Origin of the sequence: Brucella tritici (genome assembly GCF_008932285.1) — a bacterium.
Lineage (GTDB): Bacteria > Pseudomonadota > Alphaproteobacteria > Rhizobiales > Rhizobiaceae > Brucella > Brucella tritici.
In genome coordinates this window covers 151,303-175,337 of sequence record NZ_WBVY01000003.1, presented here as the reverse complement: position 1 = coordinate 175,337, position 24,035 = coordinate 151,303, and the positions used below count along the sequence as shown (strand labels likewise).

The following is a 24,035-nucleotide window of genomic DNA, read 5'->3' as shown; positions in this document are numbered from 1 at the left end:
ATTCAGGAATAAGCCGAACGATGAATGACGATCCTTCAAAAAAGCGCCTTGGCCGCGGATTAGCGGCGCTGATCGGTGAAATCGACCGCCCTGTTGAGGAGCGTAAGGCACCTGTTCCGATCGAGCGGAACGTTCCGATTGAATTCGTGACGCGCAATCCGCGCAATCCGCGTCGCATGTTCTCGGAAGGCGAGTTGGAAGATCTGGCGCAGTCGATCAAGGAACACGGTGTCGTGCAGCCGATCGTCGTGCGTCCGGCTCCGGGACAACCGGACCACTTTGAACTGATTGCCGGTGAACGTCGCTGGCGTGCTTCGCAGCGGGCTGGCGTCGACACGATCCCGGTTATTGTTCGTGACGTGGATGATCGCGTCGCGCTTGAGATCGCAATCATCGAAAACGTGCAGCGCGCCGACCTCAATGCGGTTGAAGAAGCGTTGGGATATCAACAGCTTATCGATAATCACGACTATACGCAGAATGATCTGGCACAGGTCATCGGCAAAAGCCGCAGCCATGTTGCCAATACGCTGCGCCTGTTGAAACTGCCGCAACCCGTGCAGGATTTCATCGTCGACGGTGCGCTTTCGGCAGGTCATGCACGAAGCCTCATCACGATGGAAAACCCGACTGCGCTCGCGGAACGGATCGTCAAGGACGGTTTGTCGGTACGACAGGTGGAAGCGCTCGCGCAGGCAGAGGCCCGTGGCGGTGTCGAAGCCAAGCCCGGTAAGGCGGCACCTGTCGAGAAAGATGCTGACACCAAAGCGCTCGAAAAGCTGCTTTCCGATGTTACTGGCATGAAAGTTGAAATCAATCACCGTGATCGTGGCGGTGAGGTCAAGATACGATATAGTTCTCTCGAGCAACTCGATGAGATTTGCCGTCGTCTCCAAAGCTGATCTTCGAAACAATACGCAACTTATAAAAACTCGCCGCATCCTATTGCGGCGAGTTTTTCATTTCGAGCAAGCTGTTACTTGAAGTGACTGATAGATCATTTCCTGTATCTCATATGGAAATAGATCTATTTTGTTTTTCGCATTCGCCTCACGCAAAACCGTTTCGCACTTTGCTGGAAATGCCTTGTTATCGCCGCGCGTTCCGCAGTGACTCGACACTGATTGCCAGCAGGCATTGGCGAATGATGGGGACGCTCAGGGCCGCATTCTGGCGGCTTTCGAGGACAGCGCGCTGCAAGCGCTCCATGACGCGTGCGAGGCTTTCGCCGGTCCATCGGCCGACGGCATTTTCAATGAGCTTCTTACGATTGAAGAAAATCGGTGGCCGTGCCGCTGCCACGACAACGGATGCACTTTTACGCTCCGTGTCGGCGATGTGACGCAAAGTTTGAACCTGCTGGAACTGACGCATCGCCGTATTGAGCAGCAGAAACGGTGCGGTGCCGGATTTCACGACGCGGTCGAAGGAGACTTCGAAACGCGGAAGATCACCAGCCAGAACCGCATCGATCACCTCGTCGGTGGAAAGACCGGCAACATCACCGACCGCCTCGCGCACATCATCGATATCGATCCGCTCCTTGCCGCGCGCATAGAGGCAGAGCTTCTCCAGCTCCCCGCGTGTGGCGAGGCGATCACCACCGAGACTTGCGCGCAGAAGCTGGCGACCGTCGAGCGTGATCTGCATCTTCCATTCGGCCAGAACGTCATCGATGACGCTATCGATGCCACGGCTATCATCCGAGTAACAGGGCAGGGCCATACCGGCAGAAGCGTTCTCGACGGCGCTGCGCAAGGCAGCTCCCTTCTTCAGATCGCCAGCTTCGACCAGCACGAATGTTTCATGCGGCGGCTCGGTTGCGAGCAGCTTGACCGCTTCGGCCAGCTTCTTCTGGCCAGCGGCATTCTTGATCCAGATCAGGCGCTGGCCACCGAACATGGAGATCGTGCGGGCTTCGTCGGCAAGTTTCGCCGGGTCGGCCTCGATCTCGTCCGCTTCCATGCGAATGACGGCAAAGGGGTCATCCAGCGGCAACTTGCTTGCTTCGGCAAAATGGCGCGCACGTTCGCTCACCAGTCCCTTGTCGGGGCCATAGAGAAGCACGACCGGGAACGAGCTCGTCGGTCTTGCCAGAAAACTATCGACTTCGTGTGCTTTCTTCTGCGCCATAGAATTTCACTAACGCAATTCGCCTTCAAACAAAACAGCCGCCGCTCAAACTGAACGACGGCTGTGAAACAAAGCTGTTTGCAAAACCTATTCGATCAGCAGCGCGTCGTCGTCGAGCGTCTGGCCGCGTACCTTGCGGAACATTTCGATAAGGTCTTCGACACCCAGCGTCTTGCGCTTGTCGCCGGTCACGTCGAGCAGGATTTTGCCGCCATGCAGCATGATCGTGCGGTCGCCATAATCGAGCGCCTGCCGCATGGAATGGGTGACCATCAGGGCGGTCAGCTTGTTCTCGGCAATCAGCGTCCGTGTCAGTTCCATCACGAACTCAGCCATGCCGGGGTCAAGCGCTGCGGTATGTTCGTCGAGCAGCAGGACTTCCGAGCCGGAAAGCGTTGCCATGATAAGCGACAGGGCCTGACGCTGACCACCGGAGAGAAGCTCCATGCGGTCCTGCATGCGGTTTTCCAGCCCCAGATTGAGGCTTGCAACGCGCTCGCGAAACCACGCACGGCGGTTGGCGTTGAGCGCGTGGGTGAGCCCGCGCGTCTTGCCGCGTGAAGCGGCGAGCGCAAGGTTTTCCTCAATCGACAGCGTACCGCAACTGCCTGCCAGGGGGTCCTGAAACACGCGGGCGACGAGACCAGCCCGCTCGGCGGTCGGCTTGCGCGTCACATCCTTGCCGCTGATGACGACCTTGCCAGCGGTCGGGATCACATCGCCTGCAAGAACGCCCAGCATTGTCGATTTGCCAGCACCGTTCGACCCGATCACCGTGACGAAGGAACCCTTGTCCATGGTCAGGTTGATCTTGTTCAGGACCTGCTTTTCGAGCGGAGTGCCACGACCGAACACAACATCGAGATTGGAAAGTTCGATCATGCGGATGCTCCTCCGCGACGCAGGCGCGGCAATATCAGGGCGAAGGTGACGAGAAGGGCGGTCGCGATGTTGAGATCGGACGCCTGCAGGCCAATAATGTCGCCGTTCGAAAGCGCTAGCTGGATGGCGATACGATAGATGATAGAGCCAAGCACACAGCCAATCAGGATCACCAGAATGAAGCGGCTGCGCAGCAGGGTTTCACCGATGATAACCGCTGCAAGGCCAACCACGATGGTGCCCACGCCGGAAGTCACATCGGCAAAGCCGTTTGTCTGTGCGAAGAGCGAGCCGCCGAGAGCCACCAGCGCGTTTGAAAGCGCCATGCCGAGATAGATCTGCCGGTCGGTGCGAACGCCCTGCGCACGCGCCATTCTCGGATTGGCGCCGGTCGCGCGCATGGCAAGACCCATATCGCTTTCCAGAAAGCGCCAGACGACAAACACCGCGATGGCGACCAGAACGAAGAGGAACAGCGGACGTACATAATATTCGGGAATGCCGTGACCGAAGAACGGCGTCAGCATGGTGTCCTGATTGATGAGCGCGATATTGGGGCGCCCCATCACGCGCAGATTGACGGAGAACAGCGCGATCATGGTCAGGATGGATGCGAGAAGATTGAGGATCTTGAAACGCACATTCAGCGTCGCGGTCACAAGCCCGGCGGCCGCACCGGCAACCATGGCGATGGCAGCAGCCAGCCAGGCATTCATGCCTGCAAGGATCAGCACGCCGGTTACGGCAGCGCCCAGCGGGAACGAACCGTCAACCGTCAGATCGGGGAAATCGAGGACGCGGAACGCCAGATAGACGCCGATGGCTACAAATGCGAAGACGAGGCCCAATTCGACCGCACCCCAGAAGGCGATCTGACTCACAATGTCATTCCTTGTTTCTCGCCGCGACCAAAATGAAAGATCGCCGCTTCAGCGCGGCATCGATCATCGGCGTTGTGGAAACCGGAAATCCCGGTCATTCCACGCGGCCAGCTTCAGTCACGACCGGTTTTGTTCTGAGTTCGCTTCCGGTGAGCCTGTCACCTGAAACATTTCCCCGGTTTTATGCCCGAAGTGAATTTGCTCCAGCCGGTCGCAAAAATCACTCCAAATTATATTTGCCGTACTGATTACGGTTGTTCTTGTCATATCGTTTTCGGGATACAACGCAAAAAGCGGCTGCACGCAAGCATTATCGCTATAAATGCGCCAAAAAGCACCATTCTGTGGGCCTTCTACAACATTTGGCTAAGTTGATTTCGGTCACACTTCACCGCGTGCACGCCACAACTCCCAGGCAAATCGCGCACGCACGCCAATGTCGAGAAAAGGCCGTGGAGGCAGTTCTGTCGGGCTACCGAGCTTCAGCATATCGTCGATCAGCGGATTGTCGATATCGCAGGCCATGTCGGCGGCAAGTATGCCGCCAATGGTTCCTTTTGTGATGCCGACACCGTTCTGGCAGAGTGACGTGAAAACATTCTTCGCAATCTGTCCGAACCCCGGAGCGCCATTGCGCGACAGGCAAATGAAACCCGTCCAGGTGTGCTCCATATCCACATCGGGCAGCATCGGGAAACGTTCATCGAACAGCCGCTTGTGCTCGCGCTTGACCGTTTCACGGCGCGTATCCGACTGGCGGAGCGAGGGGCAGAAATGCACGTTCTGCCGCACCAGGATGCGCCGGTCAGAGGTCAGGCGCATGGTGATGCCGGAAAAGGAGTTGGCGGGTGTCAGGCCCCATGGGGCGATTTCGCCGATGGCCCTGTATTCCTCGTCGGTAAGCCGACGGCTCAGGCTGGCATGGGCAGCAAAGTTCAGGAGCTTTCGTCTGAAAAAGCCGAATTGCTCGCCAAATCCATTGACCGTCAGGATCATGGCAGGAGCCTCAATACTGCCCTTTGCCGTCGTGATGTGGATGCGCTCGCCGTAATCGATTTTGGTGACAGCGGAGTTTTCATAAAGCGTGACGTTATCCGGCAGGCTGTCGGCGAGGCCGCGCACCAGGGCTGCCGGGTTCAGAAGCGAAGTGCCATAGGTGAAGATGGCTGCCTTGAAATGGCTTGTCCCGAGCCGTTTGGCCAGAGTATCACCTTCAAGCCAGTCGAAGGGCTCCTTGAGGCGTTCCAGCTCCTTGACGGTGGGTTCAAGAACTTCGCGCACACCCTGATCGGAAACCGCAGCGTGAAACTTTCCATCCTGCCGCCAGTCGCAGTCGATACCATGCTGGTCGATCTGCTGTTTCAGATGATCGATGGCGGCACGCGCCAATGCGCGGTAGCTGTGTGACTTGGCCAGTTCCTCCATCGAAGAGCTGACATTGTGCGGCAGATCAATGGCAAAACCTGCAGCCCGGCCCGAAGTCCCTTTTCCGACTTCCTGCGCATCGATCAGTACAATCCGGTCGCTGGGACGGTTCTCGGCCAGACGTCGTGCGGCTGCGACGCCCGCATAGCCCGCACCGAGCACGATCCAGTCGGCCTTGATATCGCCCTGGAGCGCCGCGTTTGGCGCGCGAACCGGCAATATCTTGCTCCAGCCATTGGTGTTGTCGTCAGCGGGAAGGATGCGAATAGCAGGCATTTCATCAACTCTGGGAATTTGAAATTCAAAGAAAAGGGCGGGAGTTCATCCCGCCCTGTTTCGATTAAAGCATAATCCGACCGGAGTGAAACGAGGATCGATAAGACTATGCTTGAAATATAATAGCTTAGAGCGCCGGTCTGATCCAATCAGATCGAAACGCGCTCTAGAGAAAAAGGCGGGGTCCGACCCCGCCTTTTTCATTCATGTCGAAAGTTTTAGTCGATCTTGCTGGTCGCGCGGTCGATAACAGCCTGCGGGAATTCGACGCCCATCTTCTTGGCAGCGCCGAGATTGATGACGAGATCGGTGCCCTTGGCAATGTCGACCGGAATATCGCCCGGCTTTTCGCCCTTGAGAATCTTCACCACGACGGCGCCGGTCTGCTTGCCGACATCGTAATAGTTGAAGCCGAGTGCAGCCAGTGCACCACGCTTGACGGAGTCCGTATCAGCGGTGAAGAGCGGCAGCTTGCTTTCCTCAGCAACGCCGACGGCGCTTTCCAGAGCCGAAACGATGGTGTTGTCGGTCGGAACATACATGGCATCCGCACGGCCGACGAGCGCGCGCGCTGCCCCCTGAACTTCAGCCGACTTGGTGGCTGCCGATTCAACGATTTCGATGCCTTCGGCGGAAGCGGCTTCCTTCAGTGCGGCCAGAAGCGACACGGAATTGGTTTCGCCGGAATTGTAGAGATAGCCGAGCTTCTTGATGTTCGGCATCACTTCCTTGATGAGCTTGATATGCTCTACCACTGGCGACATATCGGAAAGGCCGGTCACGTTGCCGCCGGGCTTCGTCATGTCCTTGACGAGCTGTGCGCCGACCGGATCGGAAACGGCGGTGAAGACGACCGGAATATCGCGGGTGGCCGAAACGACAGCCTGTGCCGACGGCGTGGAGATCGGAACGATCACATCTGGAGCTTCGCCGACGAACTGGCGGGCGATCTGTGCGGCGGTTGCCGGGTTGCCCTGTGCGGACTGATAGACGAATTTGAGGTTTTCGCCTTCCTTGTAGCCGGCTTCGGCCAGTGCATCCTTCACGCCGTCGCGTGCGGCGTCGAGGGCCGGATGTTCAACAATGGCGGTTACGGCGACGGTGACGTCTTTTGCCTGTGCCGAGGTGGCAATGGCCGTTGCGGCCAGCAAGGCCAGAAGCATAGAACGCATGAAAATCTCCCCTGTTTTGGTGCGTTGCTTGTCGGCAAACACCTTTTCTCCAATAACCTCAGATTGAAGGTTTATCCGCCAGATTTGAGGCTTAATCGGGTCCGGATAGACTGTCAACGTGCGGGGCAAAGTGTCGGCAAACCTATCGGGCAACCTTTTCGGTTTGAGCACGATATGCCTGCAACAAAAAGCGACTGGAACGCAAACGCTGAACACAGTGTTCAGCGCCCTTTCAATTCGGCTGCGCACTGCCATATTTGGCGATAATATTTGTCTTTTGCCCGCAATTAGGGAACCTCATCATGAAGAAAATCGGCTTTCTTTCCTTTGGCCATTGGTCGCCATCGCCGCAATCGGGAACCCGTTCCGCCAGCGACGCGCTTCTGCAATCGATAGACCTTGCTGTTGCCGCCGAGGAGCTGGGCGCGGATGGCGCCTATTTTCGCGTGCACCATTTTGCACGCCAGCTTGCCTCGCCGTTTCCGCTGCTCGCAGCCATTGGCGCCAAGACGAGCAAGATCGAGATCGGCACCGCCGTCATCGACATGCGGTATGAAAATCCGTTCTATATGGTCGAGGACGCCAGCGCTGCGGATTTGATTTCCAAGGGGCGCCTGCAACTTGGTATCAGCCGCGGCTCGCCGGAACAGGTGATCGATGGCTGGCGTTATTTTGGTTATGCGCCGGAAGAGGGCAAGACCGATGCCGATATGGGGCGCCAGCATGGCGAGGTGTTCTTTGAAGCGCTGAAGGGGCAAGGCTTTGCCCAGCCAAATCCGCGTCCGATGTTTCCGAACCCTCCCGGTCTGCTGCGCATCGAGCCGCATTCGGAAGGTCTTCGGGATCGTATCTGGTGGGGCGCGGCTTCGGATGCGACAGCCATCTGGGCGGCAAAGCTCGGCATGAATTTGCAAAGCTCGACCCTGAAGAAGGACGAGTCAGGCGAGCCGTTGCATATCCAGCAGGCCAAGCAGATCCGTGCCTATCGTGAAGCCTGGAAGGAAGCCGGACATACGCGCACACCGCGTGTTTCGGTGAGCCGCAGCATCTTCGCGCTGGTCGATGATCGCGACCGGGCCTATTTCGGCAATGGTGGCAAGGAGCAAGATTCCATCGGCTATATCGAGGAAGATCTGCGGGCCGTCTTCGGGCGGTCTTATGCTGCCGAACCTGACAGGCTCATCGAGGAGCTGGCCAGGGATGAGGCGATTGCCGAAGCCGATACGCTGCTTCTCACCGTGCCAAACCAGCTCGGGGTGGAGTACAATGCGCATGTGATCGAGTCGATCCTCAGGCACGTTGCACCGGCTCTTGGCTGGCGATGATTATTCATAAAGGCATGCGCAGAAACTGACCACCGCCTGTCTTCAGGATATGCCATGGATAGCCAGAAGCTTTCTCATGCGGCTTATGGCGAGGTCCGGCCGGTCGAGCACATTGGCCCGATCGGCAAGGCGGAAAATGTCGGCGTAATGCAAAATACCGCGCGCCGATTGCATTCCGGCGGGCATGGTGAAATGGTTCTGGTGACCGTTCAGCCAGGCCAGAAACACAACGCCCGCCTTGTAATATTGCGTCGGTGCTTCAAAGATTTTTCGCGATAGCGGCACGGTCGGCTCGATGATCGCGCGGAAGCGGGCATTATCGCCTGCTGCCAGTGCCGCAAGCGCGCTGGACGCCTGCGGTGCGACCGCATCGAAAATGCCGAGCAGGGCATGGCTATGCTTGTTTCCGTCGCCTTCGATCAGCGGCGCATAGTTGAAATCATCGCCCGTGAAACAGAGCACGCCTTCCGGCAGGCGGTCGCGCAGTGCGATCTCGTAGCGCTCTTCCAGTAGCGAAATCTTGATGCCTTCCACCTTGTCGCGATTGGCTTCAATGATGCCGATCACCGTATCAAGCGCATTGTCGAAATTTTCCGAACCCCAATAGCCTTTAAGCTGCGGATCGAACATATCGCCCAGCCAGTGCAGCACGACCTTTTCGCGGGCCTGGCCGAGAATCCGGCCATAAACCTTGGCATAATCGTCCGGCGATCTTGCAATGCGCGCCAGTGCGCGGCTTGCCATCAGGATGAAGCGTCCGCCATGTTTCTCGATGAACCCGGCCTGTGTCTCATAAGCCTTGATAACGTCATCCAGGCTTTTTGCCTCTGCCGGATCGAGATGATCTGTACCGGCGCCAGAGGCCAGATCAGCGCCTGCTACGGTCCTGCTTTCTGACAGTGAACGGCGGATCAGTTCCTGCGCACCGGCCCAGTTCAGTCCCATGCCGCGCTGTGACGTATCCATCGCTTCGGCGATCTTGAAGCCGAGGTTCCACAGATGATGCCGGAAAGCCATTGTCGCTTCCCAGTCTATGGCCGGGTCGTTCCATGGGCGGGCATCTTTCAGCGGATCGGAAACCACATGCGCTGCCGCATAGGCGATGCGATTGAACTGCGGTGGGTTTGCCGGACGCGAGGTGGGCGTCCCGATCAGCGTATAGGAACTCAGGCTTCCGTTGCCATCCGGCAATGTCACTTGATGGTTGCTCATGCCCGTATCGCTCCTCCGCTTGAATATACGATTTTTAATTTAGAACGTTCCAAATGGGAATCCGGTCAAAGATTGTGGCAAAAGTGTGATTTGAGGTAGTTTTAGCAAGAAATACGAGTTTTGAAGAAAAGATGCACCGAAAACGGGCTTGAATTGTGGCAAACTCAAGGCATTCTACGGCTTTTCAGTTGGGTCTTGACAGTATTGGAACGTTCCAATTAAATCAACAATCGAAACCGGAGCAGGTCATGAGCAAGAACAGCGTCACCGTTATCGACATTGCGCGCGAGGCTGGCGTGTCGAAATCGACTGTCTCGCTGGTGCTGCGTGACAGTCCGCTGGTTCATGCCGAGACCCGCGTCAAGGTGCAGGAGGCAATCGAGAAACTCGGTTATGTCTATAACCGTTCGGCTGCCAATCTCCGTCAGGCGAAGTCGAAAATCATCGGCCTTGTGGTCAATGATCTGACCAATAGTTTCTTTGCCGAGCTTGCGGTGGGTGTTGATCGCGTCATGCAGTCGGCGGGCTATGTGCAGTTTCTCGCCAACACGGCGGAAAGCATTGATCGCCAGCGCGAAGTGATTGCCTCCATGCGTGAACATGGCATTGCCGGGCTGATTGTTTCGCCTGCACGCGGCACTGAGGCTAGTGACCTGAAACCATTGGCGAAAAGCGGCCTGCCGGTTGTGCAGATGGTGCGCGATGTTCCGGGGTCGGGTGTGTCGTCCATTGTTTCAGACAATCGCGGCGGCGTGGCAAAGGCGGTCGAGCATCTGGTGTCTCTGGGGCACAGCGTAATCGCTTTCATGGGCGGCTATGCTGATACCGCTGTCTTTGCTGAAAGAGTTGCGGGCTATCGTGCGGGACTTGAGCAGGCAGGCATCCTGTTTGATGATGCGCTGGTTTTTGCCGCTCCGCCATCGCGCGCTGGTGGTGTGGAAGCGGTTGAGCAAATGCTTCGGCATGGCATGAAGCCGACGGCAGCGGTGTGCTTCAATGATGCTGTGGCTTTCGGCGTCTGCGATGGTTTGCGCGCTGCAAATCTTGATCCGGGCCGGGACTTCGGCGTGGTCGGTTTTGACGATGTGATCGAAGCCAAGACCGCTGTTCCGGCACTGACGACTGTGGCTGTTGATCCGCAAGGTTTGGGAGAACGTGCGGCGCAGCTTTTGCTGAAGCAGATCAATTCGGAACGGGTGGAGGCGGAGGCGCAGCGCTTGTCGGTGCGTCTTGCGGTGCGTGCAAGTTGTGGTGCGCCGTTCAGAAAACAGGAGGAGAAACTCGAATGGCAAAGTGGGGCCTTATAGGCGCAAGCACCATTGCAAAAGAATGGATGATCGGTGCCATTCGCGCCACCGGCGGCGAAGTCGTTTCCGTTTACAGCACCAATGCTGAGCGCGGCGAAACCTATGCCCGTGAGAACGGGATTGTCCGCTCTGTGACAAGTCTTGATGCGCTGTTGTCCGATCCGGAAATCGACGCCGTCTATATCTCCACTACAAATGAACTGCACCGCGATCAGGCGATTGCAGCCGCCAAGGCGGGCAAGCATATCCTCTGTGAAAAGCCATTGGCGCTGACGATTGGCGACGCGCATCAGATGCTGAAAGCCGTGCGTGAAGCGGGCGTCGTGGCAGGCACCAACCATCACTTGCGCAATGCTGCAAGCCACCGTGTCATGCGCGATGCAATTGCCGGCGGCAAGATCGGCAAGGTGCTTGGCGCGCGGGTTTTTCATGCGGTTTATCTGCCGCCGCATTTGCAAGGCTGGCGTATTGAACGCCCCGATGCAGGCGGCGGTGTGATCCTCGATATTACCGTGCACGATGCCGACACGCTGCGTTTTGTGCTTGGTGAGGATCCGGTTGAGGCGGTCGCTTTCAGCCAGCAAGGTGGCCTGAGCGGCGAAGGTCTGGAAGACGGTGTGATGGGCGTTCTGCGTTTTCCATCTGGCGCGATTGCCCAGTTCCACGATGCTTTCACCACCAAATATGCGGAAACCGGCTTCGAGGTGCATGGCAGCGAAGGCTCGCTCATTGCGCGCAACGTCATGACGCAAAAGCCGGTCGGTTCGGTGCTGTTGCGTGACAAGGACGGCGAACATGAATTGCTGCTTGATCAGACGAATCTCTACGAAACCGCCTTGCAGGCTTTCCATAATGCCATCGCAGGTAAAGGCCAGCCTTCCGCAACTCTGGAGGATGGCATCTGGTCGCTGGCGACCGGGCTTGCCGTCGCTGAGGCCGCCAAGACCGGCAAGGCAACTGCTGTTCATTCAGGACTTTGAGAGTTATGAGCAAATATATTTCCTTCGCGGAAGCAGCATCACTTATTCCCGACAACGCTGTCGTTTCGGTCTCTTCATCCAGTGGCCTCGGCTGTCCGGATATGATGCTGAAAGCCATTGGCGAGCGGTTCGATGAAACCGGTCATCCCCAGAATATAACCACGCTACACCCCATCGCTGCGGGAGATATGAGTGGCATCAAGGGGGTCGATTACATCGCCAAAAAGGGGCTTCTCAAGAAGATCATCGGCGGTTCTTATCCGTCAGGGCCATCAAGCGCCGAGCCGCCGCTGATCTGGCAGATGATTACCAATAACGAAATCCCGGCCTATAATATCCCGTCGGGCATTCTGTTCGATATGCATCGCGAGGCTGCTGCCAAGCGCCCCGGCGTGCTGACCAAGGTGGGGCTTGATACCTTCGTTGATCCCAAACGTCAGGGATCGGCAATGAACGACAAGGCGCGCGAGGAACCGGTCGTCAAGCAGGTCAGTTTTGAGGGCGAAGACTGGCTCTATTTCCCCAATATCGTGCCGCATGTGACGATCATCCGGGCAACGACTGCGGATGAACGCGGCAATCTCACCTATGAACATGAGGGTGCTTATCTCGGTGGGCTGGATCAGGCGCTGGCTGCGCGCAACAATGGCGGCATCGTCATTGCGCAGGTGAAGCGCATCGCCAAGGAAGGCACGCTGAAACCGCATGATGTGCGCGTGCCGGGCGTTCTGGTTGACTATATCGTCGTTGATCCCGACCAGAAACAGACAACGCAGACGCTTTATGATCCGGCAATTTCTGGCGAGATTTTTCGTCCACTCGATACGTTCCGCTTGGCCGAATTCAATATTCAAAAGGCGATTGCGCGGCGTGTCGCACAGGAGTTGCAAGCAGGAAGTGCGGTCAATCTTGGCTTCGGCATTTCCGCCAATGTGCCGCGCATTTTGCTCGAAGAGGGCCTGCACGGTGCCGTGACATGGGTGATTGAGCAGGGTGCGGTTGGCGGCGTGCCGCTTCTCGACTTTGCCTTTGGCTGTGCGTCCAATGCAGACGCCTATATGCCGTCGCCCTATCAGTTCACCTATTTTCAGGGCGCAGGCTTCGACGCTTCGCTTCTGTCCTTCCTTGAGATCGGACGCGATGGCTCGGTCAATGTGTCGAAACTGTCGTTCCGTCCGCATGTGACTGCTGGCGCTGGCGGTTTTGTCGATATTACCGCAAGGGCCAAGAAGATCGTCTTCTCCGGCATGTTCAACGCAGGGGCGAAATTGTCGGTCACGGATGGCAGGTTGGTGATCGAGAAGGAAGGCAAGCTTAAGAAGCTCGTCAATGAGGTCGAGCATGTCACCTTCTCTGGCCCGCGCAGTGTCGAGCAGGGGCAGGACATTACCTATGTCACCGAACGCGCGGTTCTGAAGCTCACGCCAGAGGGCATTGTGCTCACCGAGATTGCGCCGGGTGTCGATTTGCAGAAGCATATTCTCGATCAGGCCGAGTTTCCGCTGATTGTTTCGGATCGGCTTAAACCCATGGATGAGGCACTGTTCCGTGACGAGCCGATTGGTCTGACACTGCCGCAAAAGCCTGCGCGAAAGCTGGAGGCATAAATGGCTCAACGGATAGACATCTCGATTGAGAACTACATCGCCGTCATGACCATCAAGCGGCCCGAAAAGCTCAATGCGTTTGATATTGAACTGTTGCAAGAACTGTCTGCCGCCTGTGACCAGGTGGAAGCGGACAGCAGCGTGCGGGTAGCGATCCTGACCGGTGAGGGCAAAGCCTTTTCCGCAGGCGGCGACATCAAGGCATGGGGCGGCATGGAACCGGCAGAGTTCGGTCATGCATGGGTGCGCTATGGTCATCGTGTGTTCGAGCGTTTGGCAACTTTGCGTGTGCCGCTGATCGCAGCGATGAATGGACATGCTTTGGGTGGTGGTCTGGAACTGGCAGGTGCCGCCGATATCCGCATTGTCGAACGACAGGCCAAGATCGGCCTGCCGGAAACTTCGCTCGGCATGATCCCCGGCTGGTCGGGCACGCAGCGCCTTGTGCGCCGTTTCGGTGCGCAGATCGTGCGCCGCATGGTGCTGGGCGGCGAAATGTTTACCGCAGAAGAAGCGCTGTCGCATGGGATTGTCGATGCCGTTGTCGAGACAGGCGAGGCTTTGAAAGCCGCGCAGGACTATGCGGCGCGGGTGGCCAAGCGCGGACCGGCTGCGCTGGAAATTTCCAAACTGATGCTTTCCGTCGCCAATGGCGAGGATAATGGCACGGCAGTCGAAGCGCTGGGGTCCATCCTTGTCGCCAAGACCGGCGATCTGAAAGAAGGCGTGCTCTCGTTTACCGAAAAGCGCGAAGCAAATTTTGAAGGAAAATGGTGATGAGCGTAGTCGTAAAACCGCAGCCGTTGACCGGGCTGGAAGTCCGCGAATTCTCCATGCTGATCGATGGAAAATGGGTGGGTAGTGAAAGTGGCCAAACGATTGAACGTGTGGCGCCCGGCCATGGAGTGACGGTGAGCCGCTATCCGGCGGGCAACAAGGCCGATGTGGAACGCGCCGTAGCGAGCGCGCGCAAGGCTTTTGATGACGGGCGCTGGTCGTCGAAAACGGCATCGCAGCGTTCGCTGGCTTTGCTGAAAGCTGCCGATCTGATTGAAGCGCGGGCGGAAGAACTCGCCTATCTTGACGCAATTGAAGCCGGCAAACCAATTTCGCAGGTGCGCGGTGAGATTGCCGGTTCCGTCGATATCTGGCGCTATGCGGCAGCGCTTGCCCGTGACCTGCATGGCGAAAGCTACAACACACTGGGCGATGGGACTTTGGGCGTTGTGCTGCGCGAGGCGATCGGTGTTGTCTCCATCATTACGCCGTGGAATTTCCCGTTCCTGATCGTGGGCCAGAAGCTGCCATTTGCTTTGGCCGCGGGCTGCACGGCAGTCGTAAAGCCTTCGGAGCTGACTTCCGGATCGACATTGTTACTCGGCGAAATTCTTGCCGAAGCAGGCGTCCCTGACGGTGTCGTCAACATCATCACCGGAACGGGCGCTGATGTCGGCCAGCATATGAGCACGCATCCGGATGTGGACATGGTGTCGTTTACCGGTTCCACAGGTGTGGGCAAGCTGACCATGGCCAATGCGGCGCAAACGCTGAAAAAAGTATCGCTGGAGCTTGGCGGCAAGAACCCGCAAATCCTGTTCCCGGATGCGGATATGGATGCCTTTATCGACGCGGCCGTGTTCGGCGCATGGTTCAATGCGGGCGAGTGCTGCAATGCCGGTTCGCGACTGATCGTGCATCGCTCGATTGTCGATGAGATTGTTGGGCGCGTTGCTGATCTGTCGAAGAAAGTGATCGTTGGTGATCCGCTCGATGTCAGCACGCAGGTGGGCGCGATCATCACGCCACAGCATCTGACAAAGGTCGGCGCCTATGTCGATCAGGCCAAAAAGGCGGGTGCTGCAATTGCCCATGGCGGCGATGTGCTGGATCTCGGTCTTGGCCAATATATGGGACCGACCATTATTGCGGGCGTGAAGGCCGACATGGCCGTGGCGCGTGAAGAAGTGTTCGGGCCGGTTCTGTCGGTGCTGTCTTTTGATACGGTGGATGAGGCGATCTCCATTGCCAATGCGGTTGATTATGGCTTGTCGGCTGGCGTGTGGAGCCGCGATTTCGACACCTGCATGAACATTGGCCGCAAGGTGCGAGCCGGTACGGTCTGGATGAACACCTTCATGGACGGCACGCCGGAACTGCCTTTTGGCGGTTACCGCCAGTCGGGTCTGGGCCGGGAGCTTGGCCGTCATGCGGTGGAGGATTATACCGAAACCAAGACGCTCAACATGCATATCGGTGCGCGCACCGGCTGGTGGATGCCGCAAGGGAAATAGGAGTAACGGCTTTGGGAGGACAGCCGGATATCGTCATCATCGGATCGGGTATCGGCGGCGCGACAATGGCCGCCGGTCTTGCCGCGTCAGGCGCCGACATTGTCATTCTTGAGGCCGGGGAGCATTTATCGGACAGGCCGGAAAACCGCGACCCGCGCGCTATTTTCCAACAGGGTTTCTTTCGACCGAAAGAGTTCTGGTATGAGACCGATGGCACGCCGTTTAATCCCGGAAATTATTATAATGTCGGCGGCAATTCCAAATTCTATGGCGCAGTGCTGGTGCGCTATCGGCGCGAAGATTTTGAGGAGCTTGCGCATCTGGAAGGCGTATCGCCCGCATGGCCTTTTGCCTATGACGAGCTGGAACCGTGGTATAGCCGCGCCGAACAGCTTTTTCAGGTGCGCGGTGAATTGGGTGACGATCCGACAGAGCCGCATCATTCAAAGCCTTATTCCCATCCCGCAATCCGTGATGAACGTCCGATTGCCGATGTGCGTGCACGGTTGAAGACAGCAGGGCTGCATCCGGCCTCGCTGCCACTTGGGGTCGATATCGACCGTTGGCTGGCCAAGGCAAAGACGCCATGGGACGCGCATCCCAACAGCAATGACGGCAAGATGGATGCGGAAACCTGTCCGCTTGCGGCGGCGCTTGAATATCAGAATGTCCGGCTGGAAACCTCGGCGCGGGTGATGCGACTGGAAGCCGGTCCGGATGGCAAAACCATTACGGCGGTGCATTATGTGAAGAACGGCGAGGCGCAGGTCCTGCGTCCAAAACTCGTTATTCTGTCAGCCGGTGCTGTGCAGTCGGCAGCACTGTTGTTACGCTCAGGATTGGCAAACCGTTCCGATCAGGTCGGTCGCAATTTCATGAACCACAATGCCAGTGCGGTGATTGCCTTCGATCCGCGCTATCGCAACGACAGCGTTTACCAGAAGACCTTTGGTTTCAATGATTACTATTTGTCGGACGGGGCTGGCGGGCCGCCGCTGGGCAATGTGCAATTGCTGGGACGGGTGTCGGGCGCGATCCTGAAAGCGAATATGCGCCAAGTGCCGGAATGGCTGCTGAACCGCGTTGCGCGCCATACAATCGACTTTTATGCGATGAGCGAAGATCTGCCGTCCTCGGAAAGCCGTGTGAGCGTGGATGGCGACCGTATCATTCTGCATTGGGTGCGTTCCAACTGGAAGGCGCATCTGATGCTGGTCGACAAGCTCAAATCCGCACTCAGGCAGGCAGGTTTCCCGGTGGTGCTTTCGCGCGCCTTCGACCGGCGCACGCCATCGCATCAATGCGGCACGGTGCGCATCGGTAACGACCCGGCGACCGCGCCGCTTGATCCATATTGCCGCGCTCATGACCATCCCAATCTATATGTGGTCGATGCGTCGTTTTTGCCGACATCGGCGGCGGTCAATCCGGCGCTGACCATCGCCGCGCAGGCGTTGCGCGTGGCGGACAGTCTTAACCGGGAGGTGCTGGCATGAACCGTCAAAGACCTGTGGCAGTGGTAACCGGCGGGCGGCGAGGGATCGGGCTTGGCATTGCCCGCACGCTGGCCGCCAAGGGGTTCGATCTGGCGATTACCGACCGCGAACGTGACGATGCGGTCATCCATGAATTGCGCGAGCTTGGCGGACGAATGGCTTTCTTTGAAAGCGACCTGGCTGCCGTTGGAATGCATGCGGCAACGGTCGCCGCAGTGCTGAACGAGTTTGGCGGCATCGATTGCCTGGTCAACAATGCCGGCATGGGTTCGGTCGAGCGCGGAGATTTCCTTGGGCTGAAACCCGAAAACTTCGACACGATCATGGATGTGAACCTGCGCGGCACGGTGTTTTTCACGCAGGCCGTGGTGAAGGCCATGCTGGCTGCAACCGAAGTGCGTTTTCCACGCAGCATCGTGACAATCAGCTCGGTTTCGTCGGTGATGACTTCGCCGGAGCGGCTTGATTACTGCATCAGCAAAGCCGGGCTGACTGCCTTCGTGCAGGGGCTGGCGCTGCGTCTGGCCGAAGCGCGCATCGGCGTGTTCGAGGTGCGTCCCGGCATTATCCGCACCGATATGACAGCCAAAGTTGCCGAGCGTTATGACGGGCTGATCGAAGCCGGTCTGGTACCGATGAAGCGCTGGGGCGAGGCGGGCGATGTCGGCGCCATTGTGGCCGGACTTGCCGGTGGCGATTTCATTTTTGCGACGGGCTCGGCAATCAATGCCGATGGCGGCCTGTCGATTGCAAAGCTTTAGGAACGGCGTGATGGATTACGATTATATCATCGTGGGTGGTGGGCCTGCCGGTTGTGTTCTCGCCAATCGTCTGAGCGAAGATGGATCGGTGAAAGTGCTTTTGCTGGAGGCAGGCGGCAGCGACTGGAATCCGCTGTTTCACATGCCTGCCGGTTTTGCCAAGATGACCAAGGGCGTAGCGAGCTGGGGTTGGGAAACTGTTCCCCAGAAGCACCTCAAAAACCGTGTGCTTCGCTATACGCAGGCGAAAGTCATCGGCGGCGGCTCCTCGATCAATGCGCAGATTTATACGCGCGGCAATGCAGCCGATTATGATCTCTGGGCTGGCGAAGACGGTTGCACCGGCTGGGACTATCGCCACGTGCTGCCCTATTTCAAACGCGCCGAAGACAATCAGCGCTTCAACGATGATTTTCATTCCTATGGCGGGCCGCTTGGCGTTTCGATGCCGTCTGCACCATTGCCGATTTGCGACGCCTATATCCGCGCGGGTCAAGAACTCGGCATTCCGTATAACCCGGATTTCAATGGTCGTGAGCAGGCAGGTGTCGGCTTTTATCAGCTCACCCAGCGCAATCGCCGCCGCTCGTCAGCATCCCTTGCCTATCTCGCGACGATCAGGGACCGCAAGAACCTCACCGTGCGCATGAATGCGCCGGTGCGCAGTATCGATCTGGAAAAGACCCTAGTCACCGGCGTAACACTGATGAACGGCGAGGTTTTGCGCGCAAACCGCGAGGTGATTGTCTCGTCTGGCGCCATCGGTTCGCCGAAGCTTCTGCTGCAATCGGGCATTGGCCCCGCCGATCATCTGAAAGAGGCAGGCGTGAATGTGAAACACGACCTGCCGGGTGTGGGCGAGAACATGCAGGATCATCTCGATCTGTTTGTCATCGCCGAATGCACCGGCGATCACACCTATGATGGCGTGGCAAAGCTGCACCGGACACTGGGCGCGGGCTTGCAATATATTCTGCTGCGTTCCGGTCCGGTGGCGTCGAGCCTCTTTGAAACAGGCGGTTTCTGGTATGCCGATCCGGATGCCCGCTCGCCGGATATCCAGTTCCATCTGGGGTTGGGTTCAGGCATCGAGGCAGGTGTCGAGAAGCTAAAAAATGCGGGCGTGACGCTTAATTCCGCCTATCTGCATCCCCGTTCGCGCGGAACAGTGCGGCTGGCGTCCAGCGATCCGGCTGCGGCACCGCTGATCGACCCCAATTACTGGAGCGATCCGCATGATCGCAAGATGTCGCTTGAAGGTTTGAAGATCGCGCGTGAAATCATGCAACAGGATGCGTTGAAGCCCTATGTCATGGCCGAGCGTCTTCCGGGACCGAAGGTCGTCAGTGACGATGATTTGTTCGATTATGCCTGCGCCAACGCCAAGACCGATCATCATCCGGTTGGCACCTGCAAGATGGGGACCGACGCGATGGCCGTTGTCGATCTGGAGCTCAAAGTGCGCGGTCTGGAAGGTCTGCGGGTTTGCGACAGCTCGATCATGCCGCGCGTTCCATCCTGCAACACCAATGCGCCAACCATCATGATCGGCGAAAAGGGTGCGGATATTGTTCGTGGCTTGGATCCGCTGCCGCCAGTTCTGTTTTCATGGGAGAAGAACGAGCACAAGCGGCGCGCGCGGATTTAGTCCCCATCAACTACTGGTTCAAAACGCAGATAGCCCGCAATGCCGGAACCTTTGTAGTTCGGATTATCGGACGGGTGGTTCACGCCGTCATTCACCTCGATGACTGCAAAATCGAATGGTGATACGCCCTCCAGACAAGCCGCATTCACGCCGAATTGGCGTGGATTGGAACGGCGCTGGTGGAAGGTGTAAATCCCGCATTTCGAGCAGAAATAATGTTTCGCGACGCCGGTATTGAACTGATAGAGCGTCAGCGCATCTTCACCTTCAAGCACTTCCAGCCCGTCCAGTTCTGCGGACACAGCGACGGCCCCGCGCATCCGGCAATAGGAGCAGGTGCAGCGCCGTGCTGTGTGCAGACCATTGGATAGTTTGACGCGAAAACGCACGGTCCCGCAGTGACACGCGCCATTGGCTTCCTTGATGTCGGGATTCATTTTGTCTCCTTGTATTTATACGGAAGCTATTTTGTTTTTTGCCGGTTTACCATCGCTGAAAACCGATTAAATTCGTGGCCGAAAATAGTTCCGGGAGGGATTTGGTATGGGTGAATTTGCAGTCGTCACGGGTGGAAGCACAGGTATCGGAAGGCATCTTGTTTCCGCTTTTGCCGATGCGGGCTACACGGTGGCCTTCAGCTACAAGCATGATGACGAAGCTGCGCAATCGCTCGTGGAAGCCATTGAGGAGGCGGGCGGTCAGGCGCTGGGGCTTGGCTGTGATGTGGGGCGGCGTGTCGAAGTCGAAGCTTTCTTCGATGAGGTCTGCGACTGGTTCGGTGATGCGCCCGACGTGCTGGTCAACAATGCAGGCATCCAGACCTGGGCACCCTTGCTGGAACTTTCCGAGGATGGTTGGGACGATGTCATCCGCACCAATCTGAAAGGCTGCTTCCTCAATACGCAGGCTGCCGCAAAGCGCATGGTGGAGGCAGACAAGGGCGGCGCCATTGTCAATATCGGATCAGGCTGCAACAAGCTCGCCTTTCCGAAACTGGTTTCCTACACGGCATCGAAGGGCGGCATAGAGCAGTTCACCAAGGCTTCGGCGGTGGAGCTCGGGCCGCACGGCATCCGGGTGAATTGCGTGGCCCCCGGCGCGATTCTCAATGAACGCACGGCAGAAGAACAGCCCGACTATGCGGGCACCTGGGCACGCATCACGCCGCTGCGCAGGGTGGGAACAGCAGAGGATATTTCCGGCCCGGTCCTGTTCTTTGCTTCCGATGCGGCGCGTTTTGTTACCGGCCAGACGATCTGGGTCGATGGTGGCCTGTTTTCACAGGCCAACTGGCCTTATGAAGGGTAACGGATTGCCAGTATTCTGTAATTTTCGCACAAGTTGGACGTTCCTCAATCATATCTACCATCTGCTTTCTTGATGGGCAGAAATGCTAGCATTTTAGCTCGCACAATTACTTAACACTCAATTAATACTACCAATGAATTGCGCTTTTATATCCTTTGTATTGGTTACGGTTTACTGGCCTTCATTGGAAGGTAAACAATATGGGAGTAATACAATGCACATTGACCTTAAAGATAAAGTATCAATAGAAGCTCTGACGAAGGGGCTTTCTATCACGCTAACGCGACCAGAGTGCACGGATAGCCACTCCACTCTAGGGTATAATGATAAAAATGGTTCGGGCAACAAGCCTGTATAAAAATTTATTTACAGGGGCGATTATTATCGCCCCTTTCGTTTTAAATGGGAGAGGATATGTTGATGAATGCCGTTCAATCTCAGGCCCCAATTTTTTCGATCAGTGTCGAGTATGCCCGCGATTTTGCCTGCAAAAATTTACGGATCGATGACGCTCCCCTCTCGCTAGCCCATACGCGAGACAAATTGGTAATGGGCAGGTTGACCGAACAAGCTTCCCTCTTGTTTGCCGATCTAATTCCCGAAATCCGGTATCAGCTTGATCATCCATTGGTCGGGATCGTTGCTATTGACGTACCGCAAGTGTCTGAAGATGCCACCGTTGATGCAATCGTAGGTTCCTTGATTGCAGTCTCACTTACACAAGCAATTATGCCGAGCTTACCTGATCGTGAGAACAAAACGCCGTTTTCAATTTTTACCGCGTCAAAAGATAATAGTAAGAAGCTAGATCGCATAGGTATACGTGGCCTCTCTCCTACTGATGTTCTGGATTTTCATTCTGATGGGTCGATTGTCGATGGCAAACTGTCAGTTCCAGACTACATTTCCATTTTTAACGTGTTTATCAATTACCACGATAGAGGCAACTTTTATTGGGTTCCGACGAGCACAATTTCGAGTTTTTCTCATATCGTCGAAAAGGTAGGATTGTCGCAGGAATACTGTTTCAGTCTCACTCCCGCTGTTTATGATAACGGCCAATCTGATGTTAAGGTTGTAGATAGGCGCGCAAGGGCGGCAATTTTTACCCGCGCTTTAGACGGTTCAATTACAACTTTTATGAATGGTACTTTTGAAGGTCGGGCTGGTACTAGCGTCGATCAAGCAGAAGACGTCACCGCTGAAATCAAGACAGCTATTTCGACCAATCCGATCCGTTATTCAATTCCGCAGGAAAGCCGGAGGCTTATCCTTCTCAATAATGCGAACGGGTTTCATGCTCGCGATATTTTTGAAAACCCTATGGAAGAATATCCTGTTACCCGAACATATCTGCGAAGCGCTTCCATTGCTGGTAAAGTTGTTGGTCAGATAGTTGAGGACTGATTTTGCTTCAAAGAGTTTTTAAGTATTTTGAACAGTTAGTTGATTTTCACCATCACGGTCTGCGGGCGCATCAGTCGCGTACTGCGCTCGCACTTTTCTTTGCTCTCATAAAACCGTTTCGGTGGCTGATTGTGGCATCTGCGCTGTCTGGTGCTGCCCTTACGGCGATTGACCTGCTTAGAATGTGGGCTGTGGCGTATATCGTTGATATGGTCGCGCATTCGCCCGATCTCAATTTAACTTCTGCAACGATCACCTTTTTTGGCTCGTTGATTGTCGCTTATGCGGTAGCTGATCCTGCGCTCTGGCTCGTCAATTACATGCTTCGAATGCAGGCGCTTCGATCACAGACAAAATCATCTGCCCTTTGGCAGTCGCACAAGGCTGCCTCTCAACATAGTATGGAATATTTCCATTCGCACCACGCCGGCCAGATTTCCGGGCGTATAGGGCAACTCTCGAATGCAGCGCAATCGGGTATAGAAATTCTAGCTGGTCGTTTCCCACTCGGCTTTGTGCGTTTCGCAGGTTCTGCCGTTCTTATTTCCTATCTTGCTCCTCTATTTGTCGTTCCAGTGTTGATTTGGATTTTACTAAATGGATTGTTAGCGATCTATCTTGTGCCAAAGTTCAATGCTCAAGCTGAAAAAATTTCCGAGACGTCCAGCATCGTAAACGGCGCTATTACAGAATATTTTTCAAATATTCGTGCGATAAAGACCTTATTTGCTTATGATACAGAGAACAGTTTTGTTCTTTCAAGAATTGATAAGCAACACAAAACAAACCTCGATATTAACCGTTTAACAACGATTGCCGGGTTGTTCATTCGTGTGCTGAACACAGGTCTGGTTTCCAGTATTCTCGCATTGGGCTTATACGGATTAGCACAGGGATTGATATCGCCTGGTGAGTTTGTTGCAGGAATTACCTTAGCCGGGGGCATGGCTGCGGATGCTGGTTGGTTTGTAGGGGTGTGGGAAGGACTAACTCAGACATTTGGCACTATCAGAGATGCGCGTTCGACTGTTACGGCAAAACCAATCGTTAAAGACGGCAGCAAGCGCCTACTGGTGTCCAATCCACCACACATTTCATTGCATAACGTCAGTTTCTCTTATGGAATAAAACAAACTTTGAGGAATATCTCGTTTGAGATAGAGGCTGGGCAGAAGGTTGGTATCGTTGGGCCCTCTGGAGCAGGTAAATCTACGCTTATCGATCTAATGCTGAGACTATACGATGTTGATGCAGGACAGATTGCGCTTGATGGGCAGGATATTCGCTCTGTGAAGATTTCCGAGCTACGAGGCGTCTTTTCAGTCGTTGCGCAAAGCGACGCGCTGTTTCATCGGTCGATAAAAGAAAACATCGCGTTTGGCGCGGAAATCTCCAACAATGCAGCGATAAAGCGTGCAGCCGAGTTAGCAGATGCATCTTCGTTTATTGAAGAGCTAGCCCCGGACGGGAAGGGCTTTGACGTAGTCGTTGGAGAGAGGGGAGCGAGGCTTTCGGGTGGTCAACAACAACGCATTTTACTCGCACGCGCCTTCCTACAAAATCGGCCCGTTCTTATTCTTGACGAAGCCACCTCCGCTCTCGATACCAATAGTGAAAGCTTGATTAAGAATGCAATTGCGTCGCTTGACGCAGATACAACTGTTATCGCAGTTGCGCATCGCCTTTCTACCGTCAGAGACTTTGATAAAATCATCGTTCTAGACAATGGTGCTGTCGTGGCAATGGGACCACACGAAGATCTTATTCAATCCTGTGAGCTTTATCGAGAGTTGTGGATTAAGCAGGCTGGCCTGACGACGATGTAGAATACGCTGTAGCGAAACCAGAAAGCGTAGGAAACGCGACGGATTAGGGTAAGCCGGAAGACACCAAAATCACGGACTTGTATCTGATCTCTACCACT

At 56.0% G+C, this 24,035-nt stretch carries 20 protein-coding genes; 13 read left to right on the top strand and 7 right to left on the bottom strand.

The annotated features are described in order from the left end of the window. Positions 1-20: 20 nt before the first annotated feature. The gene (locus tag F9K94_RS10695; protein WP_061344585.1) at positions 21-902 is read left to right on the top strand and encodes a ParB/RepB/Spo0J family partition protein; all 882 of its coding nucleotides are present in this window, start codon (positions 21-23) and stop codon (positions 900-902) included. 187 nt (positions 903-1,089) lie between these two features. Here the strand turns inward: F9K94_RS10695 and holA are convergent, their stop codons facing one another. The 5 genes from holA to F9K94_RS10670 all read right to left on the bottom strand — a co-directional run bounded on the left by holA (position 1,090) and on the right by F9K94_RS10670 (position 6,769). Further along, on the bottom strand, positions 1,090-2,133 hold the full coding sequence (gene holA, locus F9K94_RS10690) for a DNA polymerase III subunit delta (RefSeq protein ID WP_151645571.1): 1,044 nt from the start codon (positions 2,131-2,133) through the stop codon (positions 1,090-1,092). A gap of 87 nt (positions 2,134-2,220) precedes the next feature. Next, entirely contained in the window at positions 2,221-3,015 is a 795-nt protein-coding gene (locus F9K94_RS10685) for an ABC transporter ATP-binding protein (protein ID WP_061344583.1), read from the bottom strand. Next, positions 3,012-3,896: an ABC transporter permease gene (locus F9K94_RS10680; RefSeq protein ID WP_151645569.1), complete on the bottom strand. Its 885-nt coding sequence runs from the start codon at positions 3,894-3,896 to the stop codon at positions 3,012-3,014. Before F9K94_RS10680 ends, F9K94_RS10685 begins: the two co-directional genes overlap by 4 nt. Before the next feature lie 381 nt (positions 3,897-4,277). After that, the gene (locus F9K94_RS10675; protein ID WP_151645567.1) at positions 4,278-5,597 is read right to left on the bottom strand and encodes an NAD(P)/FAD-dependent oxidoreductase; all 1,320 of its coding nucleotides are present in this window, start codon (positions 5,595-5,597) and stop codon (positions 4,278-4,280) included. 218 nt (positions 5,598-5,815) lie between these two features. Then, complete coding sequence (locus F9K94_RS10670) at positions 5,816-6,769, bottom strand: ABC transporter substrate-binding protein (protein ID WP_061345201.1); 954 nt, start codon at positions 6,767-6,769, stop codon at positions 5,816-5,818. A 302-nt stretch (positions 6,770-7,071) separates the two neighbouring features. Here F9K94_RS10670 and F9K94_RS10665 point away from each other — a divergent pair, with 302 nt between their 5' ends. Further along, a complete protein-coding gene (locus F9K94_RS10665; RefSeq protein ID WP_151645565.1) occupies positions 7,072-8,094 on the top strand; it encodes an LLM class flavin-dependent oxidoreductase in 1,023 nt (340 codons plus the stop codon). Between the two features lie 42 nt (positions 8,095-8,136). Here the strand turns inward: F9K94_RS10665 and F9K94_RS10660 are convergent, their stop codons facing one another. Further along, positions 8,137-9,306, bottom strand: a complete 1,170-nt coding sequence (locus tag F9K94_RS10660; protein WP_151645563.1) for a dihydrodipicolinate synthase family protein — start codon at positions 9,304-9,306, stop codon at positions 8,137-8,139. 248 nt (positions 9,307-9,554) lie between these two features. On the opposite strand from F9K94_RS10660, the gene F9K94_RS10655 reads away from it, so the two are divergent. From F9K94_RS10655 to F9K94_RS10620, 8 genes are read left to right on the top strand one after another with little or no spacing between them, the layout of a single operon-like run. Next, the gene (locus tag F9K94_RS10655) at positions 9,555-10,613 is read left to right on the top strand and encodes a LacI family DNA-binding transcriptional regulator (RefSeq protein ID WP_151645561.1); all 1,059 of its coding nucleotides are present in this window, start codon (positions 9,555-9,557) and stop codon (positions 10,611-10,613) included. Next, positions 10,592-11,593, top strand: a complete 1,002-nt coding sequence (locus F9K94_RS10650; RefSeq protein WP_151645559.1) for a Gfo/Idh/MocA family protein — start codon at positions 10,592-10,594, stop codon at positions 11,591-11,593. Before F9K94_RS10655 ends, F9K94_RS10650 begins: the two co-directional genes overlap by 22 nt. A gap of 5 nt (positions 11,594-11,598) precedes the next feature. Continuing rightward, positions 11,599-13,200: an acyl CoA:acetate/3-ketoacid CoA transferase gene (locus tag F9K94_RS10645; protein WP_151645557.1), complete on the top strand. Its 1,602-nt coding sequence runs from the start codon at positions 11,599-11,601 to the stop codon at positions 13,198-13,200. Further along, positions 13,201-13,977 (top strand): enoyl-CoA hydratase/isomerase family protein, encoded by a 777-nt coding sequence (locus F9K94_RS10640; RefSeq protein ID WP_151645555.1) that lies wholly within the window; start codon positions 13,201-13,203, stop codon positions 13,975-13,977. It abuts the gene before it with no gap. Continuing rightward, positions 13,971-15,491 carry an aldehyde dehydrogenase family protein gene (locus F9K94_RS10635; protein ID WP_151645553.1) on the top strand — a complete coding sequence of 507 codons (1,521 nt, stop codon included), beginning with the start codon at positions 13,971-13,973 and terminating at the stop codon, positions 15,489-15,491. Before F9K94_RS10640 ends, F9K94_RS10635 begins: the two co-directional genes overlap by 7 nt. Before the next feature lie 11 nt (positions 15,492-15,502). Next, a complete protein-coding gene (locus tag F9K94_RS10630) occupies positions 15,503-16,987 on the top strand; it encodes a GMC oxidoreductase (RefSeq protein ID WP_151645551.1) in 1,485 nt (494 codons plus the stop codon). After that, positions 16,984-17,748, top strand: coding sequence for a 3-ketoacyl-ACP reductase (locus tag F9K94_RS10625; RefSeq protein WP_151645549.1), 765 nt, complete (start codon positions 16,984-16,986; stop codon positions 17,746-17,748). Before F9K94_RS10630 ends, F9K94_RS10625 begins: the two co-directional genes overlap by 4 nt. A gap of 10 nt (positions 17,749-17,758) precedes the next feature. Beyond that, positions 17,759-19,396: a GMC family oxidoreductase gene (locus F9K94_RS10620; RefSeq protein WP_151645547.1), complete on the top strand. Its 1,638-nt coding sequence runs from the start codon at positions 17,759-17,761 to the stop codon at positions 19,394-19,396. On the opposite strand, the gene F9K94_RS10615 is transcribed toward F9K94_RS10620, so the two are convergent. Continuing rightward, positions 19,393-19,833 carry a GFA family protein gene (locus tag F9K94_RS10615; RefSeq protein WP_151645545.1) on the bottom strand — a complete coding sequence of 147 codons (441 nt, stop codon included), beginning with the start codon at positions 19,831-19,833 and terminating at the stop codon, positions 19,393-19,395. The genes F9K94_RS10620 and F9K94_RS10615 overlap by 4 nt on opposite strands. Positions 19,834-19,939: 106 nt before the next feature. On the opposite strand from F9K94_RS10615, the gene F9K94_RS10610 reads away from it, so the two are divergent. From F9K94_RS10610 to F9K94_RS10600, 3 genes are all read left to right on the top strand, one after another. Then, positions 19,940-20,704 (top strand): SDR family NAD(P)-dependent oxidoreductase, encoded by a 765-nt coding sequence (locus tag F9K94_RS10610; RefSeq protein ID WP_061344569.1) that lies wholly within the window; start codon positions 19,940-19,942, stop codon positions 20,702-20,704. A gap of 414 nt (positions 20,705-21,118) precedes the next feature. After that, positions 21,119-22,111 carry a hypothetical protein gene (locus tag F9K94_RS10605; protein ID WP_151645543.1) on the top strand — a complete coding sequence of 331 codons (993 nt, stop codon included), beginning with the start codon at positions 21,119-21,121 and terminating at the stop codon, positions 22,109-22,111. A gap of 2 nt (positions 22,112-22,113) precedes the next feature. Then, complete coding sequence (locus tag F9K94_RS10600; RefSeq protein WP_151645541.1) at positions 22,114-23,937, top strand: ABC transporter ATP-binding protein; 1,824 nt, start codon at positions 22,114-22,116, stop codon at positions 23,935-23,937. Positions 23,938-24,035 lie beyond the last annotated feature (98 nt).